The sequence below is a fragment of the Pseudomonas sp. LFM046 genome (assembly GCF_000949385.2).
GTDB lineage: Bacteria > Pseudomonadota > Gammaproteobacteria > Pseudomonadales > Pseudomonadaceae > Metapseudomonas.
Map to the genome: position 1 here is coordinate 5,182,161 of NZ_JYKO02000001.1, position 21,995 is coordinate 5,204,155.

Consider the following 21,995-nt stretch of genomic DNA (forward strand, 5'->3'; position numbering starts at 1 on the left):
ACGTCATATATTTGCCGCAATCACCGGGCATCTTGTCGACTATTGTTGACAACTGGACAGCCATTTCCGCTATCCGGCATAGTGCCGCCTGGCCTCCAACAAGGAACCATCAGCATGGCCACCCTGCTCGTTCTGCATGGCCCCAACCTCAACCTGCTGGGCACCCGTGAGCCCGACAAATACGGCGCCACCACCCTGGCCGAGATCAACCAGGACCTGGAGCGCCGCGCCCGTGCAGCCGGCCACCACCTGATGTACTTGCAGAGCAATGCCGAGTACGAACTGATCGACCGGATTCACGCAGCGCGTGGTGAAGGAGTGGACTTCATCATCATCAATCCTGCTGCTTTCACGCATACAAGTGTCGCCCTACGTGACGCATTGCTCGCAGTGAGCATCCCATTCATCGAAGTGCACCTGTCCAACGTGCACAAACGAGAACCTTTCCGCCATCACTCCTACTTCTCCGACGTTGCCGTGGGAGTGATCTGCGGTCTGGGTGCCACCGGCTACCGCCTGGCCCTGGACGCGGCGCTTGAACACCTTGAACGCCCCTGACCTCACCCCTTGGGAGTTGATGATTAATGGATATCCGTAAAGTCAAAAAACTGATCGAACTGCTGGAAGAATCCGGTATCGACGAACTGGAGATCCGCGAGGGCGAAGAGTCCGTGCGCATCAGCCGTCACAGCAACAAGGCCATGGCCGCCCAGCCGATCTACGCCGCCGCGCCCGCGCCGATGGCTGCCCCGGTTGCCGCTGCTGCTCCGGTTGCCGCCGAAGCCGCCGCTCCGGCTGCTCCGAAGCTGAACGGCAATGTCGTGCGCTCGCCGATGGTCGGCACCTTCTACCGCTCGCCGTCCCCGACCACCGCAGCCTTCGTCGAAGTCGGCCAGAGCGTGAAGAAAGGCGACATTCTCTGCATCGTCGAAGCCATGAAGATGATGAACCACATCGAGGCCGAGGCCAGCGGCGTGATCGAATCCATCCTGGTGGAAAACGGTCAGCCGGTTGAGTACGACCAGCCGCTGTTCACCATCGTTTGAACCGCGGAGAGCCTGCGATGTTGGAAAAAGTCCTGATCGCCAACCGTGGCGAGATCGCCCTGCGCATCCTGCGCGCGTGCAAGGAGCTGGGCATCAAGACGGTGGCGGTGCATTCCACGGCCGACCGTGAACTGATGCACCTGTCCCTGGCCGACGAGACCGTCTGCATCGGCCCGGCTTCGGCCGCCCAGTCCTACCTGAGCATCCCGGCGATCATCAGCGCCGCCGAATTGACCGGCGCTACCGCGATCCACCCGGGTTACGGCTTCCTCGCCGAGAACGCCGATTTCGCCGAACAGGTCGAGAAGTCCGGCTTCGCCTTCATCGGCCCGAAAGCCGACACCATCCGCCTGATGGGCGACAAGGTATCGGCCAAGGACGCCATGAAGCGCTCCGGCGTACCGACGGTTCCGGGCTCTGACGGCCCGCTGCCGGAGGACGAGGAAACCGCACTGGCCATCGCCCGCGAAGTGGGCTATCCGGTGATCATCAAGGCCGCCGGTGGTGGCGGTGGTCGCGGGATGCGCGTGGTCTTCGAGGAAGAAGAGCTGATCAAGTCGGCCAAGCTGACTCGTACCGAAGCGGGCGCGGCCTTCGGCAACTCCATGGTTTACCTGGAGAAGTTCCTCACCAACCCGCGCCACGTCGAAGTCCAGGTGCTCTCCGACGGCCAGGGCAACGCCATCCACCTGGGTGACCGCGACTGCTCCCTGCAGCGCCGCCACCAGAAGGTGCTGGAAGAAGCCCCAGCCCCGGGCATCGACGAAAAAGCCCGCGCTGAAGTGCTGGACCGCTGCGTCCAGGCTTGCATCGAGATCGGCTACCGCGGCGCCGGCACCTTCGAGTTCCTCTACGAGAACGGCCGCTTCTACTTCATCGAGATGAACACTCGCGTGCAGGTGGAGCACCCGGTCACCGAAATGGTCACCGGTATCGATATCGTCAAGGAAATGCTCAGCATCGCCGCCGGCAACAAGCTGTCGATCAAGCAGGAAGACGTGGTCATCCGTGGCCATGCGCTGGAATGCCGGATCAACGCGGAAGACCCGGACAACTTCATGCCCTGCCCGGGCAAGGTGTCCTACTTCCACGCCCCGGGTGGCAACGGCGTTCGCGTCGATTCCCACCTGTACAGCGGCTACGCAGTTCCGCCGAACTACGACTCGCTGATCGGCAAGCTGATCACCTACGGCAAGGACCGCGACGAAGCCATGGCGCGCATGCGCAATGCGCTGGACGAGATCGTGGTCGACGGGATCAAGACCAACATCCCGCTGCACCGCGACCTCACTCGCGACAAGGGTTTCTGCAAGGGTGGCATCAACATCCACTACCTGGAAAAGAAACTCGGCATGGACAAGCACTGATATCGGTGCCTGATCCACGACACAGGGGCTGCCATAGGGCGGCCCTTGTGTTTTTCCGGCCTGTGCTCAAGTAAGCTTGCGCGCCTGCCGCACGTGCACGCTGAATTCTCAAGAGGTCCCGCCATGCCCTGGTTACAAGTTCGTCTCGCCATCACCCCGGAACAGGCGGAAACCTATGAAGACGCCCTGCTGGAAGTGGGCGCCGTCTCCGTAACCTTCATGGACGCCGAAGACCAGCCCATCTTCGAGCCGGACCTCGGCACCACCCCGCTGTGGTCCCACACCCACCTGCTTGCCCTGTTCGAGGCTGATACCGACGAAGCCAACCTGGTGGCGCACCTGGAACTGCTCACCGGCGGCACGCTGCCTGAGCACCAGATCGAGCGCATCGAGGACCAGGACTGGGAACGCAGTTGGATGGACAACTTCCAGCCCATGCGCTTCGGCCGTCGTCTGTGGATCGTGCCAAGCTGGCACGAAGCCCCCGAGAAGGACGCGGTGAACCTGCTTCTGGACCCGGGCCTGGCCTTTGGCACCGGCACCCACCCGACCACCGCACTCTGCCTGGAGTGGCTGGACGGCCAGGATCTGGGCGGCTGCGAAGTGCTGGACTTCGGCTGCGGCTCGGGCATCCTCGCCATCGCCGCCCTGCTGCTGGGCGCGCGCCAGGCGGTGGGTACCGACATCGACCCCCAGGCCCTGGAAGCCTCTCGCGACAACGCCAGCCGCAACGGCATCGACCCGGTCCGTTTCCCGGTCTACCTGCCCGCCGACCTGCCGGCCAAACCCGCCGAAGTGGTGGTGGCCAATATCCTCGCCGGTCCGCTGGTGTCCCTGGCCCCGCAGATCACCAGCCTGGTGGCGAGCGGTGGGCGCCTGGCCCTGTCCGGCATCCTCGCCGAGCAGGCCGAGGAAGTGCGCGCCGCCTATGCGGGCGCCTTCGACCTCGACCCCACGGCTGAAAAAGACGGCTGGGTACGGATCAGTGGCGTGCGCCGCTGAAGCGCGGGAAACTCAGTGGATCGAGTAAAATAGCCTTTCGTTTCGACCGGATCGCCGCATGACCGACAGCTTCGTCACCCAGTGCCCACATTGCCAGACCAGTTTCCGCGTCAGCCGTGCCCAACTGGCGGTGGCCCATGGCGCCGTTCGCTGCGGGGCCTGTCTGCATGTCTTCAATGCGGCGCAACAGCTGCTGGCAGCCAAGGGCCAGTCCCTTGCCACCCCGGCCGAGAAACCCAGGCCTGCTGCCCCCGCACCGGCCGCGACATCCAAACCGGCACCCCAGGCACCGGCCACCCCAGTGCCCAGCGTCGCCACCGTGCTCAAGCAGCCGGCGGCAGCGCAGACACCGCCTCAGGACAAAGCGCCCACCAGCGACACCCTGTGGATCCACGACGACCTGGACCTCGACAGCCTCGACCTGGACGAGGAACTGGCCAAGCTGGAACAGGAAGAACAGCGTCTCTCCCGCGATCTGCTCGGTCCGAATGCCCCGCTGCGCAATGAACCGGCGCGCAACGAGCCGCAACCCGAGCCCCGGCATGACGAAGGCTGGGCCGAAGCCCTGCTGGAAGCCGAGGAGCACAAGCCCAGCCCCGAACCGGAACCGGAACCGGAGCCCGACTTCGACCTGCGCGCCGAGCCGGTGGTCGAACCGGTCAGCCGCACGCCTGTCGAGCCAGCCAAGGCCGCTCCGGCACCGCGCACCGAGCCCAGCCTGTCCATGGACCTGGTGGAAGACGAGCCCGGTCCGGACTTCAGCATCGGTCCGGCCCGTGACGACGCGGCCGACGAATTGAGCGACGAACTCGACGACGATCTGGACGAGCCGGAAGCCGTCGAGCCGCCGCGCCACCAGCACCAGCGCAACGAGCCCGCCCTGCGCGAGGAAGGCCTGCTCAACCTCAACGAAGAGCCGCTGCAACTGGACTGGCAGGAATCCAGGCGCCCCTGGGGCCGCTGGATCGGCTGGGCCCTGCTGAACCTGATCGGCGCCCTGGCCCTGGCCGGCCAGTACGTCTGGTACCACTTCGACGAACTGGCCCGGCAAGACCAGTACCGCCCCTGGTTCGAGCAGATCTGCCCGGAAATCGGCTGCAAGATGCCGTCAAAGGTGGATATCGACCTGATCAAGAGCAGCAACCTGGTGGTCCGCAGCCACCCCGAATTCTCCGGCGCCCTGGTGGTGGACGCGATCCTCTACAACCGCGCCGCCTTCGCCCAGCCCTTCCCGCTGCTGGAACTGCGTTTCGCCGACATTAATGGCCAACTGCTGGCCAGTCGTCGCTTCAAACCCGGCGAATACCTGTCCGGCGAGCTGGCCGGACAGGCGGAAATGCCTCCGCAGACCCCCATCCACATCAGCCTGAACATCCTCGACCCGGGCACCAAGGCCGTGAACTACAGCCTCAGCTTCCACTCCCCCGAATAAGCTGGAAGCGCCGGATTCCGGCGCTTCCAGGCATGGGCTTACCCCCAGCGATAACCGGGTGGCTGTTCAGAATTTGTTCAAAACAGCCTTTATCCAGTCATCGAGAGCGGGTATCATGCCCACCCTTTTTCGAACTCCCCCAAGACTCAACTGAGCAGGTCCCAACAGGGAAGACCTATGTCGTCGGTAAGCATTGGCCCTTATGCCTTGCCCAATCCGGTGATACTCGCCCCCATGGCGGGTGTGACCGACCGGCCGTTTCGTCTGCTTTGCCGCCGCCTCGGCGCCGGCATGGTGGTCTCTGAGATGGTCACCAGCGACGTGCGCCTGTGGAACAGCCGCAAGTCGCGGCTGCGCCTGCTCCACGAAGGGGACCCGGAGCCCCGCTCCGTCCAGATAGCCGGTGGTGATCCGGACATGCTGGCGGAGGCGGCCAGGGCCAATGTCGAACTCGGTGCGCAGATCATCGACATCAACATGGGCTGCCCGGCGAAAAAGGTCTGCAACAAGGCCGCTGGCTCGGCGCTGATGAAGGACGAGGCCCTGGTGGCCGAAATCCTCGACGCCGTGGTCAAGGCCGTCGACGTGCCCGTCACCCTGAAGATTCGGACCGGCTGGGATCGATCGAACAGGAACGGCGTCACAGTGGCGAAAATCGCCGAACAGGCAGGCATCCAGGCCCTGGCCGTCCACGGCCGGACCCGTGCCGACCTGTACACTGGCGAAGCCGAGTACGACACCATCGCAGCGATCAAGCAGGCGGTGTCCATTCCGGTGTTCGCCAACGGCGATATCGATTCGCCACAGAAAGCCAGACAGGTCCTCGACGCCACCGGCGCCGATGCCCTGCTGATTGGTCGAGCGGCCCAGGGGCGACCCTGGATTTTCCGCGAGATCACGCATTACCTGGAGACCGGCGAGCTGCTGCCGGCGCCAGGCTTGATCGAGGTGGAACGGATACTGCTGGAGCACCTTGCCGCACTGCACGCCTTCTATGGCGACGAGATGGGCGTTCGTATCGCCCGCAAGCATGTCGGCTGGTATCTGGCAACCCTGCCCGGCGCCAGGGAGTTTCGCGCCAAGTTCAATCGTTTGGAGTCCACGGACGCGCAGTGCGCCAACGTTCGGGAGTTCTTCGCCGAGCGTCACAACGAAGGGGAAAAGGCCGCATGACGACGATGACCGAGAATTTTTTTGATGGGGCAACACCCGTGAGCGACAACGCCAACCTGAAACAGCACCTGACGGCACCCACCGCAGAGGGCCAGACCCTGCGTGGCAGTGTCGAGAAGGCACTGCACAACTATTTCGCCCATCTTGAGGGCGCCGCCGTCACGGACGTGTACAACCTGGTGCTTTCCGAAGTGGAAGCGCCGCTTCTGGAATCCGTGATGAACTACGTCAAGGGTAACCAGACCAAGGCTTCCGAAATGCTCGGCCTCAACCGCGGCACGCTGCGCAAGAAGCTCAAGCAATACGACCTGCTCTGAAGGGCGGGAGCTGGAAGCCGGAAGCCTGAAGCGGGACAAGCCCCCGACGTTCACGCTTCCGGCTTCCAGTTTCAGGCCTACTCGCTAAATCCTCTCCCACTTGAATGGTTCCGAAATGACCGACCAGACCACCCGCCTTCCCGTTCGCCGCGCCCTGATCAGCGTTTCCGACAAGACCGGCATCGTCGAGTTCGCCCGTGAACTGGCTGCCCTCGGCGTGGAGATCCTCTCCACCGGCGGCACCTACAAGCTGCTCAAGGACAACGCCATCGCCGCCGTGGAAGTCGCTGACTACACCGGCTTCCCGGAAATGATGGACGGCCGCGTGAAGACCCTGCACCCGAAGATCCACGGCGGCATCCTCGGCCGTCGCGACCTGGACGGCGCGGTGATGGAACAGCACGGCATCAAGCCGATCGACCTGGTGGCGGTCAACCTGTACCCCTTCGAAGCCACCGTCGCCAAGCCTGACTGCGACCTGCCCACCGCCATCGAGAACATCGATATCGGCGGCCCGACCATGGTTCGCTCCGCCGCGAAGAACCACAAGGACGTCGCCATCGTGGTCAACGCCAGCGACTACGCCAGCGTCCTCGACGGCCTCAAGGCCGGCGGCCTGACCTACGCCCAGCGTTTCGACCTGGCCCTCAAGGCGTTCGAGCACACCTCCGCCTACGACGGCATGATCGCCAACTACCTGGGCACCATCGACCAGGCCCGCGACACCCTGTCTACCGAAGGCCGTGGCGCCTTCCCGCGCACCTTCAACAGCCAGTTCATCAAGGCCCAGGAGATGCGCTACGGCGAGAACCCGCACCAGAGCGCCGCGTTCTACGTGGAAGCGAAGAAGGGCGAAGCCAGCGTTTCCACCGCCGTGCAACTGCAGGGCAAGGAACTGTCCTTCAACAACGTGGCCGACACCGACGCCGCGCTGGAGTGCGTGAAGAGCTTCGTCAAGCCGGCCTGCGTCATCGTCAAGCACGCCAACCCCTGCGGCGTGGCCGTTGTGCCTGAGAACGAAGGCGGCATCCGCAAGGCCTACGACCTGGCCTACGCCACCGACACCGAATCCGCCTTCGGCGGCATCATCGCCTTCAACCGCGAGCTGGACGGCGAAACCGCCAAGGCCATCGTCGACCGCCAGTTCGTCGAAGTGATCATCGCCCCGAAAATTTCCGCCGACGCCCGCGCCGTGGTAGCCGCCAAGGCCAACGTTCGCCTGCTGGAGTGCGGTGAATGGCCGGCCGATCGCGCCCCGGGCTGGGACTTCAAGCGCGTCAATGGCGGTCTGCTGGTCCAGAGCCGCGACATCGGCATGATCAAGGCCGAAGACCTGAAGATCGTGACCCAGCGCGCGCCCAGCGAGCAGGAAATCCACGACCTGATCTTCGCCTGGAAAGTGGCCAAGTTCGTCAAGTCCAACGCCATTGTCTACGCCAAGAACCGTCAGACCGTCGGTGTCGGCGCCGGCCAGATGAGCCGCGTCAACTCCGCCCGCATCGCCGCCATCAAGGCCGAGCATGCCGGTCTCGAAGTGAAGGGCGCGGTGATGGCTTCCGATGCCTTCTTCCCCTTCCGCGACGGCATCGACAACGCGGCCAAGGCCGGCATCACCGCCGTGATCCAGCCGGGCGGCTCCATGCGTGACAACGAAGTCATCGCCGCCGCCGACGAAGCGGGCATTGCGATGGTGTTCACCGGCATGCGCCACTTCCGCCACTAAGCGGCACCAGGGCGGACGGCCTCATTCGTCCGCCCTGCCCCCGTTCCGGGCGCAATACCTTTCGTAGGGTGGATAACGCTCTTCCTATCCACCATTCGGGCTGCAGGCCCGCCTCCTCAAGGAGAACTCAATGAACGTACTCATCATCGGCAGCGGCGGTCGCGAACACGCCCTGGCCTGGAAAGTGGCCCAGGACCCGCGCGTTGCGAAGGTCTTCGTTGCCCCGGGCAACGCCGGCACCGCGACCGAGGCCAAGTGCGAGAACGTCGCCATCGACGTGCTGGCCCTGGAGCAACTGGCTGACTTCGCCGAGAAGAACGTCCAGCTCACCATCGTCGGCCCGGAAGCGCCGCTGGTGAAAGGCGTGGTAGACCTGTTCCGCAGCCGCAAGCTCGCCATCTTCGGCCCCACCGCCGGCGCCGCTCAGTTGGAAGGCTCCAAGGCCTTCACCAAGGACTTTCTGGCCCGCCACAAGATCCCGACGGCCGACTACCAGAACTTCACCGAAGTGGAGCCGGCCCTGGCCTACCTGCGCGAGAAGGGTGCGCCCATCGTGATCAAGGCCGACGGCCTGGCCGCGGGCAAGGGCGTGATCGTCGCCATGACCCTGGCCGAAGCCGAGGACGCCGTGCGTGACATGCTCGCCGGCAATGCCTTCGGCGACGCCGGTTCGCGCGTGGTGATCGAGGAATTCCTCGACGGCGAGGAAGCCAGCTTCATCGTCATGGTGGACGGCCAGAACGTGCTGCCCATGGCCACCAGCCAGGACCACAAGCGCGTCGGCGACGGCGACACCGGCCCCAACACCGGCGGCATGGGCGCCTACTCCCCGGCCCCGGTGGTCACCCCCGAGGTACACCAGCGTGTCATGGACGAAGTGATCTACCCGACCGTGCGCGGCATGGCCGAGGAAGGCAACGTCTACACCGGCTTCCTCTATGCCGGCCTGATGATCGACAAGAGCGGCGCGCCCAAGGTCATCGAGTTCAACTGCCGCTTCGGCGACCCGGAAACCCAGCCCATCATGGTGCGCCTGGAGTCGTCCCTGGTCCTGCTGGTGGAAGCCGCACTGGCCAAGGCCCTGGACAAGGTCGAAGCCACCTGGGACCCGCGCCCCACCGTAGGTGTGGTACTGGCCGCCGGCGGCTACCCGGGCGACTACGCCAAGGGTGACGTGATCGAAGGCCTGGACGCTGCCGCCGCCCTGGACGGCAAGGTGTTCCACGCGGGCACCGCGCTGAAGGACGGCAACATCGTCACGGCCGGCGGCCGGGTACTCTGCGCCACCGCCATCGGCGCCAGCGTGTCCGACGCCCAGCAGCAGGCGTACCGCCTGGCGGAGAAGATCCGCTGGAACGGCTGCTTCTACCGCAAGGATATTGGCTATCGAGCCATTGCCCGGGAACGCGGGGAAGGGTAAGTAGTCAATAGTTAGTGCTCACCAGGGCGGCCCAGTGGCCGCCTTGGTCATATTCCGCGCAGGAGGGGCTTGGCTATAATCCGGCCACTCACCCACGAAGGGACCTCGACCGTGCTCCGGCTCAGGATTGCCACAGGATTGATTGCCAGCCTGGTGCTGGCCCTGCTGTATCTGCTGCCCGCCCAGGCGGCCGAGGAACGGCAATGGAGCATGCTGCTCGATCCCGACGCGAGCTTGCAGCTCGATGACGTCCGCACCCAGCAAGCCCTCGCCCAATTCAGCCCCGCCGATCTCGAACAGCTCTACACCCCCGGTGGCGGCAGCGCCCTCTGGCTGCACTACCGCCTCCCGCCCAGCCAGCATGAACAGCTGCTGCGGGTCTTCGCGCCCTACCTCGCCTACCTCGATCTGTACGTCCTCAAGGGCGATGAACTGGTCGCACACACCCGCACCGGCAGCCGCCTGCCCTTCAGCGAACGCCCGCTGCCCAGCCGGGACTTCCTCCTGCCGCTCCCCGTCCAGCAGGAGCCCCTGGACCTCTACCTGCGCCTGGCCTCAGAACACGCCCTGCGCCCGACCCTGACCCTGCAGTCCTCGGCGATGATGGCCGCCGACGACACGCGCCCGCTGCTCTACGGCCTGCTGATCGGCGGCCTGGTCATGCTGGTCTTCTACAACCTGATGCGCTACGTGTACTCCCGCGCCGGCGTCAGTCTCTGGCTGGCCGCGGCCCAGAGCTGCCTGATCGTCACCGGCGTCAGCCTGCTGGGCATCAGCGCCCCCTGGCTGGGGGACTGGCAGAGCGCACAGCCGCAGATCGCCAACCTCGCCATGCTGATGGCCATGCTCTGCGCCCTGGCCTTCACCGCAGCCTTCTTCCACAAGGTCTGCCCGACCACGCCGCTGACCGGCCTGTTGCTAGGCGAGATCGTGCTGATCAGCCTCACCGCCGTCCTGCTGCTGATTGTCACCGAACTGCAGTTCAACCAGTTGGTGTACGTCCTGGCCGCCATCGCCAGCCTCAGCATGCTCTACATCTCGGTCCATCACCTGCGCGAGGGCTACCGCCCGGCAAGGTTGTTCTGCCTGGCGCTGGGCCTGTTCAGCATTGCCATCCTCGGTGCCCTGCCGGCCCTGTTCGGCTTCTGGCGCCTGCAGTCCGACTGGCTGGCCTACGCCCTGCTGGCGATCTCCGCCGTCAGCGGCGTCCTCCTCAGCATCGCCCTGAGCGAGCGCCAGCGGCGCATCCAGCACGAAGTCTTCAGCGCTAGCCGCGCCCTGGCCGCCAGTTCCGCAGAGCTCAAGGCCAAAGGTGAGTTCCTTGCCAAGATCAGCCACGAAATCCGCACGCCCATGAACGGCGTGCTGGGCATGACCGAGCTCCTGCTGGGCACCCCGCTGTCGGCCAAGCAGCGCGACTACGTGCAGACCATCCACAGCTCGGGCAACGAACTGCTCACCCTGATCAACGAGATCCTCGACATCTCCAAGCTGGAGTCCGGCCAGATCGAGCTGGACGACGTGCAGTTCGACCTCAATGCGCTGATCGACGACTGCCTCGACATCTTCCGCGCCAAAGCCGAGCAGCAGCGGGTCGAGCTCATCAGCTTCATGCAGCCACAGGTCCCGCGCGTGATCGGCGGCGACCCGACGCGCCTGCGGCAGATCCTCCTGAGCTTGCTGGACAACGCCTTCAAGCAGACCGACGAAGGCGAAATCCTGCTGGTAGTGGCGCTGGACAACAGCACCAGCGAACCGCGCCTGCGCATCGCCGTTCAGGACAGTGGCCGCCCCCTGGAAGCCAGCGAGCGCGACGCCCTGCTCAACGCCGAGCTGCAGAGCAGCGACCTCCTCGCGGCGTCCAAGCTCGGCGGCCGCCTGGGCCTGGTGATCGCCCGCCAGCTGGTGGGCCTGATGCAGGGCGAGTTCGGCATCCAGAGCGGCTCCGGCCAGGGCAGCACCCTGTGGCTGACCCTGCCCCTGGACAGCCAGCACCTGGAGCGCCCCGCCGCCGACCTCGACAGCCCGCTGGAAGGCGCACGCCTGCTGGTGGTGGACGACAACGACACCTGCCGCAAGGTGCTGGTGCAGCAGTGCAGCGCCTGGGGCCTGCAGGTCAGCGCCGTGCCCTCCGGCAAGGAGGCGCTGGCCCTGCTGCGCACTAAGGCGCACCTGCGGGAATACTTCGACGTGGTCATGCTGGACCAGGACATGCCCGGCATGACCGGCATGCAGCTGGCGGCCAAGATCAAGGAAGACCCCAGCCTCAACCACGACATCCTGATCATCATGCTCACCGGCATCAGCAATGCGCCGAGCAAGATCATCGCGCGCAACGCCGGCATCAAGCGCATCCTCGCCAAGCCGGTGGCCGGCTACACGCTGAAGACCACCCTGGCCGACGAGCTGAACCAGCGCCGCAGTGGCGGCGCCATCTCCCTGCCGGGTTCCCAGGTCAGCGAGCCGATCCACGTTCCCAGCGACTTCCGCATCCTGGTGGCCGAGGACAACAGCATCTCCACCAAAGTCATCCGCGGCATGCTGAGCAAGCTCAACCTCGAGCCCGACACCGCCAGCAACGGCGAGGAAGCCCTGAGCGCCATGAAGAACCAGCACTACGACCTGGTGCTCATGGACTGCGAAATGCCCGTGCTGGATGGCTTCACCGCCACCGAAATGCTGCGCCACTGGGAGAACCTGGAACAGCGCCCGCGCACCCCGGTGGTGGCCCTGACCGCCCACATCCTCAGCGAACACAAGGAACGCGCCCGCCTCGCCGGCATGGACGGCCACATGGCCAAGCCGGTGGAACTCTCGCAACTGCGGGAGCTGATCGAATACTGGGTCGCCGAAAAGGAAATGCGCGAACAGCACGCGATGCACAGCTGAGCGCCGGTGGACAACCTGTCATTGATTCGCGAAAGCGGAGCGTAGGTTGGCGCCGAGCGAAGCGAGGCCCAACGTCTAGCCGGACACGTCGTTCGTTGGGCTTCGCAGGCTCAGCACCAACCTACGGGGCCGTGCATGAGCATCACCCCCAGCGCACCGCAAAGATCGGCGGCAGGTGCCCGGCTACCTGGCTCCAGCTGTCCCCCTGATCCTCCGACGTCCACAGGTGCCCGGTGGTGGAACCCATCACCAGGCGCTGGCCAGTGCCATCCACGTCCAGCCCATGGCGGTACACCAGGTCGTAGCAGAGCTCCTGCGGCAAGCCCTGTTCCAGCACATCGAAGCTCTTGCCGCCGTCGCGGGTGCGGGTCACCCGCAGGCGCTGTTCGGCGGGAACGCGGCATTCGTCCTTCACCGCCGGCACGAACCAGGCGCAGTCCGGGTCGGCCGGATGCACCGCGACCGCGAAGCCGAAGGTGGAGGGGCCGGCCTGCTGGATCTCCCGCCAGTTCAATGCGCGATCGGAGCTGACGAAGATGCCGCTGTGATGCTGCACCCAGAGCCGCTCCGGGTCCCCCGGGCAGGCGACCATGCGGTGCGGGTCCTGGATATCCGGGTCCTCGGCGCGCTCCGGGGGCATGTAGGCGGCGCGCATGCCCCGCGTGCGGTGGTTCCAGCTGCCCCCCTCATCCTCGCTGTGCCAGATGCCGCCGCAGGACACCGCCAGGGTCAGGTGTCGGCTGTTGCGTGGATCGACGCAGATTGAATGGATGCCCGGATGGTCATAGCCACCACCAAACCAGTTGGCCCGTTCCGGGCGCTGCCAGAGGCTGTCCACCAACTCCCAGGAACTGCCATGGTCGCGGGACCTGAACAGTCCGCCAGGAATGGTGCCGGCCCACAGGGTGCCGGGCTGGTCAGCGCCACCCGGCTCCAGGCACCAGATCATCTCCACGGAAGGCCCCTCCGTTCCCTCGGCGGCCTGGGGGAAGGCCGGGGAGGGAATCTCCTCCCAGTTCTGCCCGCCGTCGGCGGAGCGCCACAGTTTGGGGCCGAAGTGGCCCAGGTGCAGGGCCGCATAAAGATGGCCGTCGCGGGGGTCGGTCAGCAGCATGCTCACCGGCTCGCCCAGGAAGTCCTGGCGCGCCAGGCGCCAGCCACCGCCTTCAGGTTCGAAACGCAGCAGGCCCTTGCGGGTCGCCACATGGATGCATCGGCTCATGCTCGTTCTCCTTGCGCCGGCTCAGCCGCCGGACAGGGCCTGGACGACGAAGATGTCGCTGGCCGGCCCCACCGGATCGGAAAGTCGGCGGCGGTCGTTCACTTGCTGGGCGTCGACGAAGATCGCCACATGGCGACGCAGGCGCCCCTGGTCGTCGAGCAGGTAGCTGCGCAGGCGCGGATTGGCGGTGAAGGCCTCCTCCAGTGCGGCAGACACGGTGGTGGCCGCGACGTCCAGCTCGGGGACATCGAGATGACGCTGCAGGTTGGGAGTGAAACTGATGTGCGCCATGAACGGCTCCCTGCGCGGCGAAACGCCCCAGTGGAAGAAGGTATAGCCGACCACCGGGGGACGGTTATAGTTGTGCGCCCAATGGCAGCACAGCCTCTACACTGAGCAGGCGGCCCGCCCTGGATGTAACGAACGGATGCCCCCACCATGCTTGAAAGCCTTTCCAGCCTTTACCTGAAGATGCTGGTGCTCTACAGCCCCTTCTTCGTGCTCTCCTGTTTCATCGGCCTGACCCGTGGCTACACGGTGAAGGAACGCAAAAAGCTCGCCTGGAAAGTGGCCCTCGGAACCCTGGTGTCCAGCGCCCTGCTCTACCTCTTCGGCCAAGGCATCTTCAACATTTTCGGCATCACCATCGACGCATTCCGCATCGGCGCCGGCGCCGTGCTGTTCATCTCCGCCCTCGGCATGGCCCAGGGCAAATCGGCGGTGCAGGCGGACAACGTCCAGCAGGACGTGACCATCGTGCCGCTGACCATCCCCCTCACCGTCGGCCCCGGCACCATCGGCGCCATGCTGGTGATGGGTGCGGGCCACGTGCAGTGGGACGACAAGCTCACCGCACTGATGGCCATCGCCATTGCCAGCGCCACCGTCGGCGCGGTGCTCTACCTCTCCGACCGCATCGAGCGCCTGCTGGGTGATCAGGGCCTGCAGATCGTCAGCCGCCTGATGGGCCTGTTCGTCTGCGCCCTCGCCGCGCAGATCATCTTCACCGGGGTGAAGAACTACATGGTGCCCTGACACCGCGCGAACCATGGCCCGGATGAAATCCGGGCACCTTCATGCGCCGTCCCCCGGCGTGCCGATATCCCCGCGCCTTCATCGCCAGCCAGCAGCGCCAGGCGCCGCCAACGAGGCTCAGCTCGAAGCACTGCAACGGTTCGGTCGCACCTGGATGGTGCAGCCGCGCCGGCAAGACAGCCCCGAAGTGTCGCGCCTGAACGAGGACTGCCATTACCCGCGGGTAGTAGCGGCGGGCCGTCGGCGAACACAAGTGCGAAGAGGCACAGCAATTGCTGAGGCCCCATATCGAGACCCGCAAGGCAGAAGTACGCAAGATCACCCGGCACCTGTTGCACAGCGCCCGGCATACGCCGCAGCCCGCCCGAGGGTGACGAGGAAGCCCCTTTGAAAACTGCCCGATACCAGACCAATAAACGCAGTTATTTCAAATACTTGTGAGAATGGAGACCGACCCATGCAACGTCGCAGCCTGATCAAGGCGTTCACCCTTTCCGCATCCATCGCCGCCATGGGCATGTCCTGGACCCTGCAGGCCGCCGAGACCATCAAGGTCGGCATCCTGCATTCGCTCTCCGGCACCATGGCGATTTCCGAGACCTCGCTGAAAGACATGGCGCTGATGACGATCGACGAGATCAACGCCAAGGGCGGCGTGAACGGCAAGCAGCTGGAACCGGTGGTGGTGGACCCGGCCTCCAACTGGCCACTATTCGCCGAGAAGGCCCGCCAGCTGCTGACCAAGGACAAGGTGGACGTGGTCTTCGGCTGCTGGACCTCGGTATCGCGCAAGTCCGTGCTGCCGGTGTTCGAGGAGCTGAACGGGCTGCTCTTCTACCCGGTGCAGTACGAGGGCGAGGAGCTCTCTCCCAACGTCTTCTACACCGGCGCCGCGCCCAACCAGCAGGCCATCCCGGCGGTGGAATACCTGATGAGCGAGGATGGCGGCAGCGCCAAGCGCTTCTTCCTGCTGGGCACCGACTACGTCTACCCGCGCACCACCAACAAGATCCTGCGCAGCTTCCTGCACAGCAAGGGTGTGGCCGACAAGGATATCGAAGAGGTCTACACCCCCTTCGGCCACAGCGATTACCAGACCATAGTCGCCAACATCAAGAAGTTCGCCGCCAGCGGCAAGACCGCGGTGATCTCCACCGTCAACGGCGATTCCAACGTGCCCTTCTACAAGGAGCTGGCCAACCAGGGCCTGGAAGCCACCGACGTGCCGGTGGTGGCCTTCTCCGTGGGCGAGGAGGAACTGCGCGGCATCGACACCAAGCCGCTGGTGGGTCACCTGGCCGCCTGGAACTACTTCGAGTCGGTGGATAACCCGGTCAACGGCAAGTTCGTCGAGCAGTGGAAGGCCTACGCCAAGGCCAGGAACCTGCCCAACTACCAGAGCGCGGTGACCAACGACCCGATGGAAGCCACCTACGTCGGCATTAACATGTGGGCCCAGGCCGTGGAAAAGGCCGGTAGCACCGATGTGGACAAGGTCCGCGAGGCGCTGGCCGGCCAGAGCTTTGCCGCGCCGTCGGGCTACACCCTGACCATGGACAAGACCAACCACCACCTGCACAAGCCGGTGATGATCGGCGAGATCCAGGAAGACGGTCAGTTCTCGGTGGTCTGGCAAACCGAAGGCCCGCTGCGCGCCCAACCCTGGAGCCCCTTCATCCCCGGCAACGACAAGAAGCCGGATTATGCGGTGAAGAGCAACTGAACCGAAAACAATCCGTACATGACCTGGCTTCCCTCACCCCCGGCCCCTCTCCCTCCGGGAGAGGGGCCGGGGGTGAGGGCTGTGTCCGTCGGCGCAGCACCACGCCCATGAACCAGGATCACCCAATGCCTAAAGCCCTCTACCGAATCCTCCTCGCCCTGGCCCTGCTGCTTCCCGTCGAAGCATTCGCCGGCGACGCCAACGACTTCGCCGCCGCCAATCCGGCGCAGCAGGCGAAGCTGCTGGAACGCTGGGCCGCAGAGCCCGACGCCGCACGCCAGCCCTTGCTCGATGCCCTGCAGCAGGGCCGCTTCGCCATTGACGCGAAACTCGCCTATATCGAACAGGGCGGCACCTTCCACGCCGCCGAAGGTAACGCCACCCCCGGCGCCGCACCGAAGAGCCTGCGCCTGAACAACCGCCTGCGCGGCCTGTTGATCGCCGCCCAGGCCAGCCACCAGCTGCTCGCCAGCGAGTCCGCCATCCGCCTGGAAGGTGCGCGCCAACTGCAGAAGAGCGCCAAGCCGGCGCAACTGGCGCTGTTCAACCAGCGCATGGTGGCCGAGGAGGACGCCGGCGTGCGCGACGCCCTCTCCCTCGCCCTGGCCAACCTGCAACTGGCCGATCCGAATCCGGCGATCCGCCTCAACGCCGTGCGCCTGCTCGGCGAAACCGGCGATCCGCTGGCCCGTACCCGCCTCGAAGCCCTGCTCGATCCGGCTGTAGAGACCGACGCTGCCGTGCGCACCGCCGCCGAAACCAGCCTGGTCCAGGTCAAGCGCCGGCTTCTGGTTGGAGAGCTGCTCGGCCAGGCCTTCAGCGGCCTGTCCCTGGGTTCCATCCTGCTGCTCGCCGCCCTCGGCCTGGCCATCACTTTCGGCCTGCTGGGGGTGATCAATATGGCCCACGGCGAAATGCTGATGCTCGGCGCCTACACCACCTACCTGGTGCAGCTGGGCTTCCAGCGCCTGGCCCCCGAACTGCTCGCCCTCTACCCGCTGGTGGCGCTGCCGGCGGCCTTCCTGGCCACCGCGCTGGTGGGCATGGCCCTGGAACGCGTGGTTATCCGCCACCTCTACGGCCGCCCGCTGGAAACCCTGCTGGCCACCTGGGGCATCAGCCTGATCCTGATCCAGTTGGTGCGGGTGATCTTCGGTGCGCAGAACGTCGAAGTGGCCAACCCGGCCTGGCTCTCCGGCGGTATCCAGGTGCTGCCCAACCTGGTGCTGCCCTACAACCGCATCGTGATCATCGGCTTCGCCCTGTTCGTCGTGGCCCTCACCTGGCTGCTGCTGAACCGGACGCGCTTGGGCCTGAACGTGCGCGCCGTCACCCAGAACCGCAACATGGCCGCCTGCTGTGGCGTGCCGACCGGCCGCGTGGACATGCTCGCCTTCGGCCTTGGCTCAGGGATAGCCGGCCTCGGCGGCGTGGCCCTGTCGCAGATCGGCAACGTCGGCCCGGACCTCGGCCAGGGCTACATCATCGACTCCTTCCTGGTGGTGGTCCTCGGCGGCGTCGGCCAGCTCGCCGGCAGCGTGATGGCGGCCTTCGGCCTGGGCGTGGCGAACAAGATCCTGGAACCTTCGATCGGCGCCGTGCTGGGCAAGATCCTGATCCTGGCGCTGGTCATCCTCTTCATCCAGAAGCGGCCCCAGGGCCTCTTCGCTCTCAAGGGACGGGTGATCGACTGATGACTCAACCACTCAACCAGACCCTGCTCGACCGCACCACCGCCACCCTCGGCCCGCGCACCTCGCTGGCCATCGGCCTGGCCGTACTCACGATCGTGCTGGCCCTGCCGCTGTTGCATCTGCTGCCGGCGGACAACCCGCTGCAGGTCTCGGCCTACACCCTGACCCTGGTGGGCAAGATCCTCTGCTACGCCATAGTGGCCCTGGCCCTGGACCTGGTCTGGGGCTACGCGGGGCTCTTGTCCCTCGGCCACGGGCTGTTCTTCGCCCTGGGCGGCTACGCCATGGGCATGTACCTGATGCGCGAGGCGGCGGGTGACGGCCTGCCGGCCTTCATGGGCTTTCTCGCCTGGACCGAGCTACCCTGGTACTGGGCCGGCACCCAGCACTTCCTCTGGGCGCTGTGCCTGGTGGTGCTCGCCCCCGGCCTGCTGGCCCTGGTGTTCGGCTTCTTCGCCTTCCGCTCGCGGATCAAGGGCGTGTATTTCTCGATCATGACCCAGGCCCTGACCTTCGCCGGCATGCTGCTGTTCTTCCGCAACGAAACCGGCTTCGGCGGCAACAACGGCTTCACCGACTTCAAGCGCATCCTCGGCTTCGAGATCACCGCACCAGGCACCCGCGCCGTGCTGTTCCTGGCCACCGTCGGCCTGCTGGTGGGCAGTCTGCTGCTGGGCTGGCTTCTCGCGCGGAGCAAGTTCGGCCGGGTACTCACCGCCCTGCGCGACGCCGAGAACCGCCTGATGTTCTGCGGCTACGACCCGCGCGGCTACAAGCTGTTCGTCTGGGTGCTGTCGGCGGTGCTCTGCGGCCTGGCCGGCGCCTTGTACGTGCCCCAGGTGGGCATCATCAACCCCAGCGAGATGTCCCCCACCAACTCCATCGAGGCGGCCGTCTGGGTCGCCCTCGGCGGACGCGGCTCCCTGGTCGGCCCGTTGCTCGGCGCCGGCCTGGTGAATGGCATGAAGAGCTGGTTCACCGTGGCCTTCCCGGAATACTGGCTGTTCTTCCTCGGCGCCCTGTTCATCCTGGTCACGCTCTACCTGCCCAAGGGCGTGATCGGCCTGGTGAGAAAGGGAGACAAGTAAATGCGCGCAGCCCCGGTACCCGAACTCATGCTCGAACCCGCCTTCGACCCCAACCGCGATGCCGGCAGCGGCCGCGACGCCCTGGGTGTCGGCCATCGCGCCGAAGCCGGCCTGGATGTGCGCCACGGCACCATCCTCACCCTGGAAGACATCAGCGTCAGCTTCGACGGCTTCAAGGCCCTGCGCGAGCTGAACCTCTACATCGGCGTCGGCGAGCTGCGCTGCATCATCGGTCCCAACGGCGCCGGCAAGACCACGCTGATGGATGTGATCACCGGCAAGACCCGTCCCGACACCGGCAAGGCCTGGTTCGGCGAGACCCTCGATCTCACCTGCATGAGCGAAGTGGAAATCGCCCAGGCCGGCATCGGCCGCAAGTTCCAGAAGCCCACGGTGTTCGAGGCGCTGACCGTGTTCGAGAACCTGGAGCTGGCGCAGAAAACCGACAAATCGGTGTGGGCCAGCCTGCGGGCCAGACTGTCCGGCGAGCAGAAGGATCGCATCGACGAAGTGCTGGCGGTGATCCGCCTGGAAGCCTCGCGCAATCGCCCGGCGGGCCTCTTGTCCCATGGCCAGAAACAGTTCCTGGAGATCGGCATGCTGCTGATGCAGGCCCCGCAATTGCTGCTGCTCGACGAGCCGGTGGCGGGCATGACCGATGCCGAGACCGAGTTCACCGCCGAGCTGTTCAAGGGACTCGCCGGCCGGCATTCGCTGATGGTGGTGGAGCACGACATGGGCTTCGTCGGCTCGATCGCCGACCACGTCACCGTGCTGCACCAGGGCAGCGTGCTGGCCGAAGGCTCCCTGGCGGACGTGCAGGCCAACGAACAGGTGATCGAGGTCTACCTCGGCCGCTGAAGACGAATCGTAGGGTGGATGACGCTTTTCTCATCCACCACGCAAGGTACGGTGGCTCGGTGAAGAGCGATCCACCCTACGCAGAGGACATCGACATGCTGACAGTCGACAAGCTTCACCAGTACTACGGCGGCAGCCATATCCTCCGCGGCCTGTCCTTCGAGGCGAAGGTGGGCGAAGTCACCTGCCTGCTCGGGCGCAACGGTGTGGGCAAGACCACCCTGCTCAAATGCCTGATGGGCCTGACCCCGGCCAGGGAAGGCACGGTGAGCTGGGAAGGCCGCGCCATCACCGGTTTCAAGCCGCACCAGCGGGTACACGCCGGCATCGCCTATGTGCCCCAGGGCCGCGAGATCTTCCCGCGCCTGACGGTGGAGGAGAACCTGCTGATGGGGCTGTCACGCTTTCCCGCGAAGGACGCCAGGACGGTGCCCGAATCCATCTACGAACTCTTCCCGGTGCTGCGGGACATGAAGCACCGCCGGGGCGGCGACCTCTCCGGCGGCCAGCAGCAACAGCTCGCCATCGGCCGCGCCCTGGCCAGCCAGCCGCGCCTGTTGATCCTCGACGAGCCCACCGAAGGCATCCAGCCGTCGGTGATAAAGGAAATCGGCGCCGTCATCGGCAAACTGGCGGGGCGCGGCGACATGGCCATTCTGCTGGTGGAGCAGTTCTACGACTTCGCCGCCGAATTGGCCGACCAGTACCTGGTGATGAGCCGGGGCGAGATCATCCAGCAGGGGCGCGGGGAAAACATGGAAGCCGAGGGCGTGCGCGGCCTGGTGACCATCTAGAATCGCGCGAACCAACAGCACCGCGCGGCTAACCCACCTGACAAGAACGGTCCATGAACGCACCTGCCGACACCGCCCTCTTCACCCCCAGCTGGCACGCCGAGCTGGAACTGGCCTATGCGCTGGATGGCGTCACCACACGCCCGGTGCAACGGCGCCACCGGGGTCCGCTGCGGGTGCAGAAACACCTGCACGCCGAAGGCCCGCAGGTGTGCCAGCACATCATCGTCCACCCGCCCGGCGGCATTGCCGGCGGTGATCGCCTGGACATTTGCGCACGGGTCGGCGAGGGCGCCTGGGCCCAGCTCACCAGCCCCGGCGCGGCCAAGTGGTACCGCGCCGCCAGCCCGGCTATCCAGGAAGTCGTGCTCAGCGTAGAGGCCGGCGCCACTCTGGAATGGCTGCCCCAGGAAGCCATCGTCTTTTCCGGTGCCCGCGCCGAACTGGCGACCCACATCGAGCTGGCCGGCGACGCCCGGCTGTTCTACTGGGACATGGTCGCCCTCGGCCGCCCGGCTGCCGGCGAGCGCTTTTGCGACGGCCACTTCCAGGCACAGCTGGATATCCGCCGCGACGGCACGCTGATCTGGCACGAGCGCCAGCGCATCGAAGGCGACGACCGCCTGCTGGACTCGCCCATCGGCCTCGCCGGGCAGCCGGTGTTCGCCACCCTGATCGCCACCGGCGAGATTGACGCCGACCTGCTCGAACGCTGCCGCGAACGGCCCTGCCCCCCTTCAGGCACAGTGCGCGGCGACCTGACCCAATTGCCCGGCCTGCTGGTGGCCCGCTGCCTCGCCCTTGAGGCGCTGCAAGCCCGCGCCTGGCTGATCGACCTCTGGCGCCTGTTGCGCCCGGCCTTGCTCGGCCGCAAGGCCTTGCCCCCGAGAATCTGGAGTACCTGAGATGGACTTGTCGCCCCGCGAGAAAGACAAACTGCTGATCTTCACCGCCGGCCTGGTGGCCGAACGGCGCCTGGCCCGTGGCCTGAAGCTCAACTATCCGGAAGCCGTGGCCTTGATCTCCGCCGCTCTGCTGGAGGGCGCCCGCGATGGCCGGAGCGTTGCCGAACTGATGCACTACGGCACCACCCTGCTCTCCCGCGACCAGGTGATGGAAGGCGTGCCGGAGATGATCCCGGAGATCCAGATCGAGGCCACCTTCCCCGATGGCACGAAACTCGTAACCGTCCACCAACCCATCGCCTGA

Annotated in this window: 20 protein-coding genes; 18 read left to right on the plus strand and 2 right to left on the minus strand. The window is 65.8% G+C overall.

The genetic code is table 11. The features are described 5' to 3' along the window. Positions 1 to 114: 114 nt before the first annotated feature. From aroQ to TQ98_RS23920, 10 genes are all read left to right on the plus strand, one after another. Complete coding sequence (gene aroQ / locus TQ98_RS23875; RefSeq protein ID WP_044873901.1) at positions 115 to 558, plus strand: type II 3-dehydroquinate dehydratase; 444 nt, start codon at positions 115 to 117, stop codon at positions 556 to 558. Between the two features lie 26 nt (positions 559 to 584). Further along, entirely contained in the window at positions 585 to 1,046 is a 462-nt protein-coding gene (accB, locus tag TQ98_RS23880) for an acetyl-CoA carboxylase biotin carboxyl carrier protein (RefSeq protein WP_044873900.1), read from the plus strand. Between the two features lie 17 nt (positions 1,047 to 1,063). After that, a complete protein-coding gene (accC, locus tag TQ98_RS23885) occupies positions 1,064 to 2,413 on the plus strand; it encodes an acetyl-CoA carboxylase biotin carboxylase subunit (protein WP_044873899.1) in 1,350 nt (449 codons plus the stop codon). Positions 2,414 to 2,536: 123 nt separating this feature from the next. Continuing rightward, on the plus strand, positions 2,537 to 3,415 hold the full coding sequence (gene prmA / locus TQ98_RS23890; protein WP_044873898.1) for a 50S ribosomal protein L11 methyltransferase: 879 nt from the start codon (positions 2,537 to 2,539) through the stop codon (positions 3,413 to 3,415). Positions 3,416 to 3,473: 58 nt separating this feature from the next. Further along, positions 3,474 to 4,847: a DUF3426 domain-containing protein gene (locus TQ98_RS23895; RefSeq protein WP_044873897.1), complete on the plus strand. Its 1,374-nt coding sequence runs from the start codon at positions 3,474 to 3,476 to the stop codon at positions 4,845 to 4,847. 177 nt (positions 4,848 to 5,024) lie between these two features. After that, complete coding sequence (gene dusB, locus TQ98_RS23900; RefSeq protein WP_044873896.1) at positions 5,025 to 6,020, plus strand: tRNA dihydrouridine synthase DusB; 996 nt, start codon at positions 5,025 to 5,027, stop codon at positions 6,018 to 6,020. Further along, a complete protein-coding gene (fis, locus tag TQ98_RS23905; protein WP_028630726.1) occupies positions 6,017 to 6,337 on the plus strand; it encodes a DNA-binding transcriptional regulator Fis in 321 nt (106 codons plus the stop codon). The genes dusB and fis overlap by 4 nt, the downstream gene beginning before the upstream one ends. Positions 6,338 to 6,452: 115 nt before the next feature. After that, positions 6,453 to 8,060 (plus strand): bifunctional phosphoribosylaminoimidazolecarboxamide formyltransferase/IMP cyclohydrolase, encoded by a 1,608-nt coding sequence (gene purH / locus TQ98_RS23910; protein ID WP_044873895.1) that lies wholly within the window; start codon positions 6,453 to 6,455, stop codon positions 8,058 to 8,060. 130 nt (positions 8,061 to 8,190) lie between these two features. Beyond that, a complete protein-coding gene (gene purD / locus TQ98_RS23915) occupies positions 8,191 to 9,480 on the plus strand; it encodes a phosphoribosylamine--glycine ligase (RefSeq protein ID WP_044873894.1) in 1,290 nt (429 codons plus the stop codon). 111 nt (positions 9,481 to 9,591) lie between these two features. Beyond that, entirely contained in the window at positions 9,592 to 12,369 is a 2,778-nt protein-coding gene (locus TQ98_RS23920) for a hybrid sensor histidine kinase/response regulator (protein WP_044873893.1), read from the plus strand. Positions 12,370 to 12,511: 142 nt separating this feature from the next. Here TQ98_RS23920 and TQ98_RS23925 read toward each other — a convergent pair whose 3' ends face one another. Beyond that, the gene (locus TQ98_RS23925) at positions 12,512 to 13,591 is read right to left on the minus strand and encodes a sialidase (protein ID WP_044873892.1); all 1,080 of its coding nucleotides are present in this window, start codon (positions 13,589 to 13,591) and stop codon (positions 12,512 to 12,514) included. A 21-nt stretch (positions 13,592 to 13,612) separates the two neighbouring features. After that, entirely contained in the window at positions 13,613 to 13,882 is a 270-nt protein-coding gene (locus TQ98_RS23930; RefSeq protein ID WP_044873891.1) for a MoaD/ThiS family protein, read from the minus strand. Positions 13,883 to 14,029: 147 nt separating this feature from the next. On the opposite strand from TQ98_RS23930, the gene TQ98_RS23935 reads away from it, so the two are divergent. The 8 genes from TQ98_RS23935 (at position 14,030) to ureA (ending at position 21,995) form a co-directional block, all read left to right on the plus strand. Beyond that, positions 14,030 to 14,626, plus strand: coding sequence for a MarC family protein (locus tag TQ98_RS23935; RefSeq protein WP_044873890.1), 597 nt, complete (start codon positions 14,030 to 14,032; stop codon positions 14,624 to 14,626). Positions 14,627 to 15,083: 457 nt separating this feature from the next. Continuing rightward, positions 15,084 to 16,349, plus strand: a complete 1,266-nt coding sequence (gene urtA / locus TQ98_RS23940; RefSeq protein ID WP_044873889.1) for an urea ABC transporter substrate-binding protein — start codon at positions 15,084 to 15,086, stop codon at positions 16,347 to 16,349. A gap of 125 nt (positions 16,350 to 16,474) precedes the next feature. Then, on the plus strand, positions 16,475 to 18,043 hold the full coding sequence (urtB, locus tag TQ98_RS23945; RefSeq protein ID WP_044873888.1) for an urea ABC transporter permease subunit UrtB: 1,569 nt from the start codon (positions 16,475 to 16,477) through the stop codon (positions 18,041 to 18,043). Then, a complete protein-coding gene (urtC, locus tag TQ98_RS23950) occupies positions 18,043 to 19,131 on the plus strand; it encodes an urea ABC transporter permease subunit UrtC (RefSeq protein ID WP_044873887.1) in 1,089 nt (362 codons plus the stop codon). Before urtB ends, urtC begins: the two co-directional genes overlap by 1 nt. Then, on the plus strand, positions 19,132 to 19,992 hold the full coding sequence (gene urtD, locus TQ98_RS23955) for an urea ABC transporter ATP-binding protein UrtD (RefSeq protein ID WP_044873886.1): 861 nt from the start codon (positions 19,132 to 19,134) through the stop codon (positions 19,990 to 19,992). A gap of 95 nt (positions 19,993 to 20,087) precedes the next feature. Then, entirely contained in the window at positions 20,088 to 20,786 is a 699-nt protein-coding gene (gene urtE, locus TQ98_RS23960; RefSeq protein WP_044873885.1) for an urea ABC transporter ATP-binding subunit UrtE, read from the plus strand. A gap of 53 nt (positions 20,787 to 20,839) precedes the next feature. Then, positions 20,840 to 21,691 (plus strand): urease accessory protein UreD, encoded by an 852-nt coding sequence (locus tag TQ98_RS23965; RefSeq protein WP_044873884.1) that lies wholly within the window; start codon positions 20,840 to 20,842, stop codon positions 21,689 to 21,691. Between the two features lies 1 nt (position 21,692). Then, complete coding sequence (ureA, locus tag TQ98_RS23970; protein WP_044873883.1) at positions 21,693 to 21,995, plus strand: urease subunit gamma; 303 nt, start codon at positions 21,693 to 21,695, stop codon at positions 21,993 to 21,995.

Excerpts from the sequence above, each read along its gene's own strand:
- TQ98_RS23925 (WP_044873892.1), bottom strand. The coding sequence starts at position 13,591 with ATGAGCCGATGCATCCATGTGGCGACCCGCAAGGGCCTGCTGCGTTTC.
- TQ98_RS23965 (WP_044873884.1), top strand. The coding sequence starts at position 20,840 with ATGAACGCACCTGCCGACACCGCCCTCTTCACCCCCAGCTGGCACGCC.
- urtB (WP_044873888.1), top strand. The coding sequence starts at position 16,475 with ATGCCTAAAGCCCTCTACCGAATCCTCCTCGCCCTGGCCCTGCTGCTT.
- accB (WP_044873900.1), top strand. The coding sequence starts at position 585 with ATGGATATCCGTAAAGTCAAAAAACTGATCGAACTGCTGGAAGAATCC.
- urtD (WP_044873886.1), top strand. The coding sequence starts at position 19,132 with ATGCGCGCAGCCCCGGTACCCGAACTCATGCTCGAACCCGCCTTCGAC.
- aroQ (WP_044873901.1), top strand. The coding sequence starts at position 115 with ATGGCCACCCTGCTCGTTCTGCATGGCCCCAACCTCAACCTGCTGGGC.
- fis (WP_028630726.1), top strand. The coding sequence starts at position 6,017 with ATGACGACGATGACCGAGAATTTTTTTGATGGGGCAACACCCGTGAGC.
- urtA (WP_044873889.1), top strand. The coding sequence starts at position 15,084 with ATGCAACGTCGCAGCCTGATCAAGGCGTTCACCCTTTCCGCATCCATC.
- prmA (WP_044873898.1), top strand. The coding sequence starts at position 2,537 with ATGCCCTGGTTACAAGTTCGTCTCGCCATCACCCCGGAACAGGCGGAA.
- purD (WP_044873894.1), top strand. The coding sequence starts at position 8,191 with ATGAACGTACTCATCATCGGCAGCGGCGGTCGCGAACACGCCCTGGCC.
- urtE (WP_044873885.1), top strand. The coding sequence starts at position 20,088 with ATGCTGACAGTCGACAAGCTTCACCAGTACTACGGCGGCAGCCATATC.
- dusB (WP_044873896.1), top strand. The coding sequence starts at position 5,025 with ATGTCGTCGGTAAGCATTGGCCCTTATGCCTTGCCCAATCCGGTGATA.
- ureA (WP_044873883.1), top strand. The coding sequence starts at position 21,693 with ATGGACTTGTCGCCCCGCGAGAAAGACAAACTGCTGATCTTCACCGCC.
- TQ98_RS23935 (WP_044873890.1), top strand. The coding sequence starts at position 14,030 with ATGCTTGAAAGCCTTTCCAGCCTTTACCTGAAGATGCTGGTGCTCTAC.
- urtC (WP_044873887.1), top strand. The coding sequence starts at position 18,043 with ATGACTCAACCACTCAACCAGACCCTGCTCGACCGCACCACCGCCACC.
- TQ98_RS23895 (WP_044873897.1), top strand. The coding sequence starts at position 3,474 with ATGACCGACAGCTTCGTCACCCAGTGCCCACATTGCCAGACCAGTTTC.
- accC (WP_044873899.1), top strand. The coding sequence starts at position 1,064 with ATGTTGGAAAAAGTCCTGATCGCCAACCGTGGCGAGATCGCCCTGCGC.
- purH (WP_044873895.1), top strand. The coding sequence starts at position 6,453 with ATGACCGACCAGACCACCCGCCTTCCCGTTCGCCGCGCCCTGATCAGC.
- TQ98_RS23930 (WP_044873891.1), bottom strand. The coding sequence starts at position 13,882 with ATGGCGCACATCAGTTTCACTCCCAACCTGCAGCGTCATCTCGATGTC.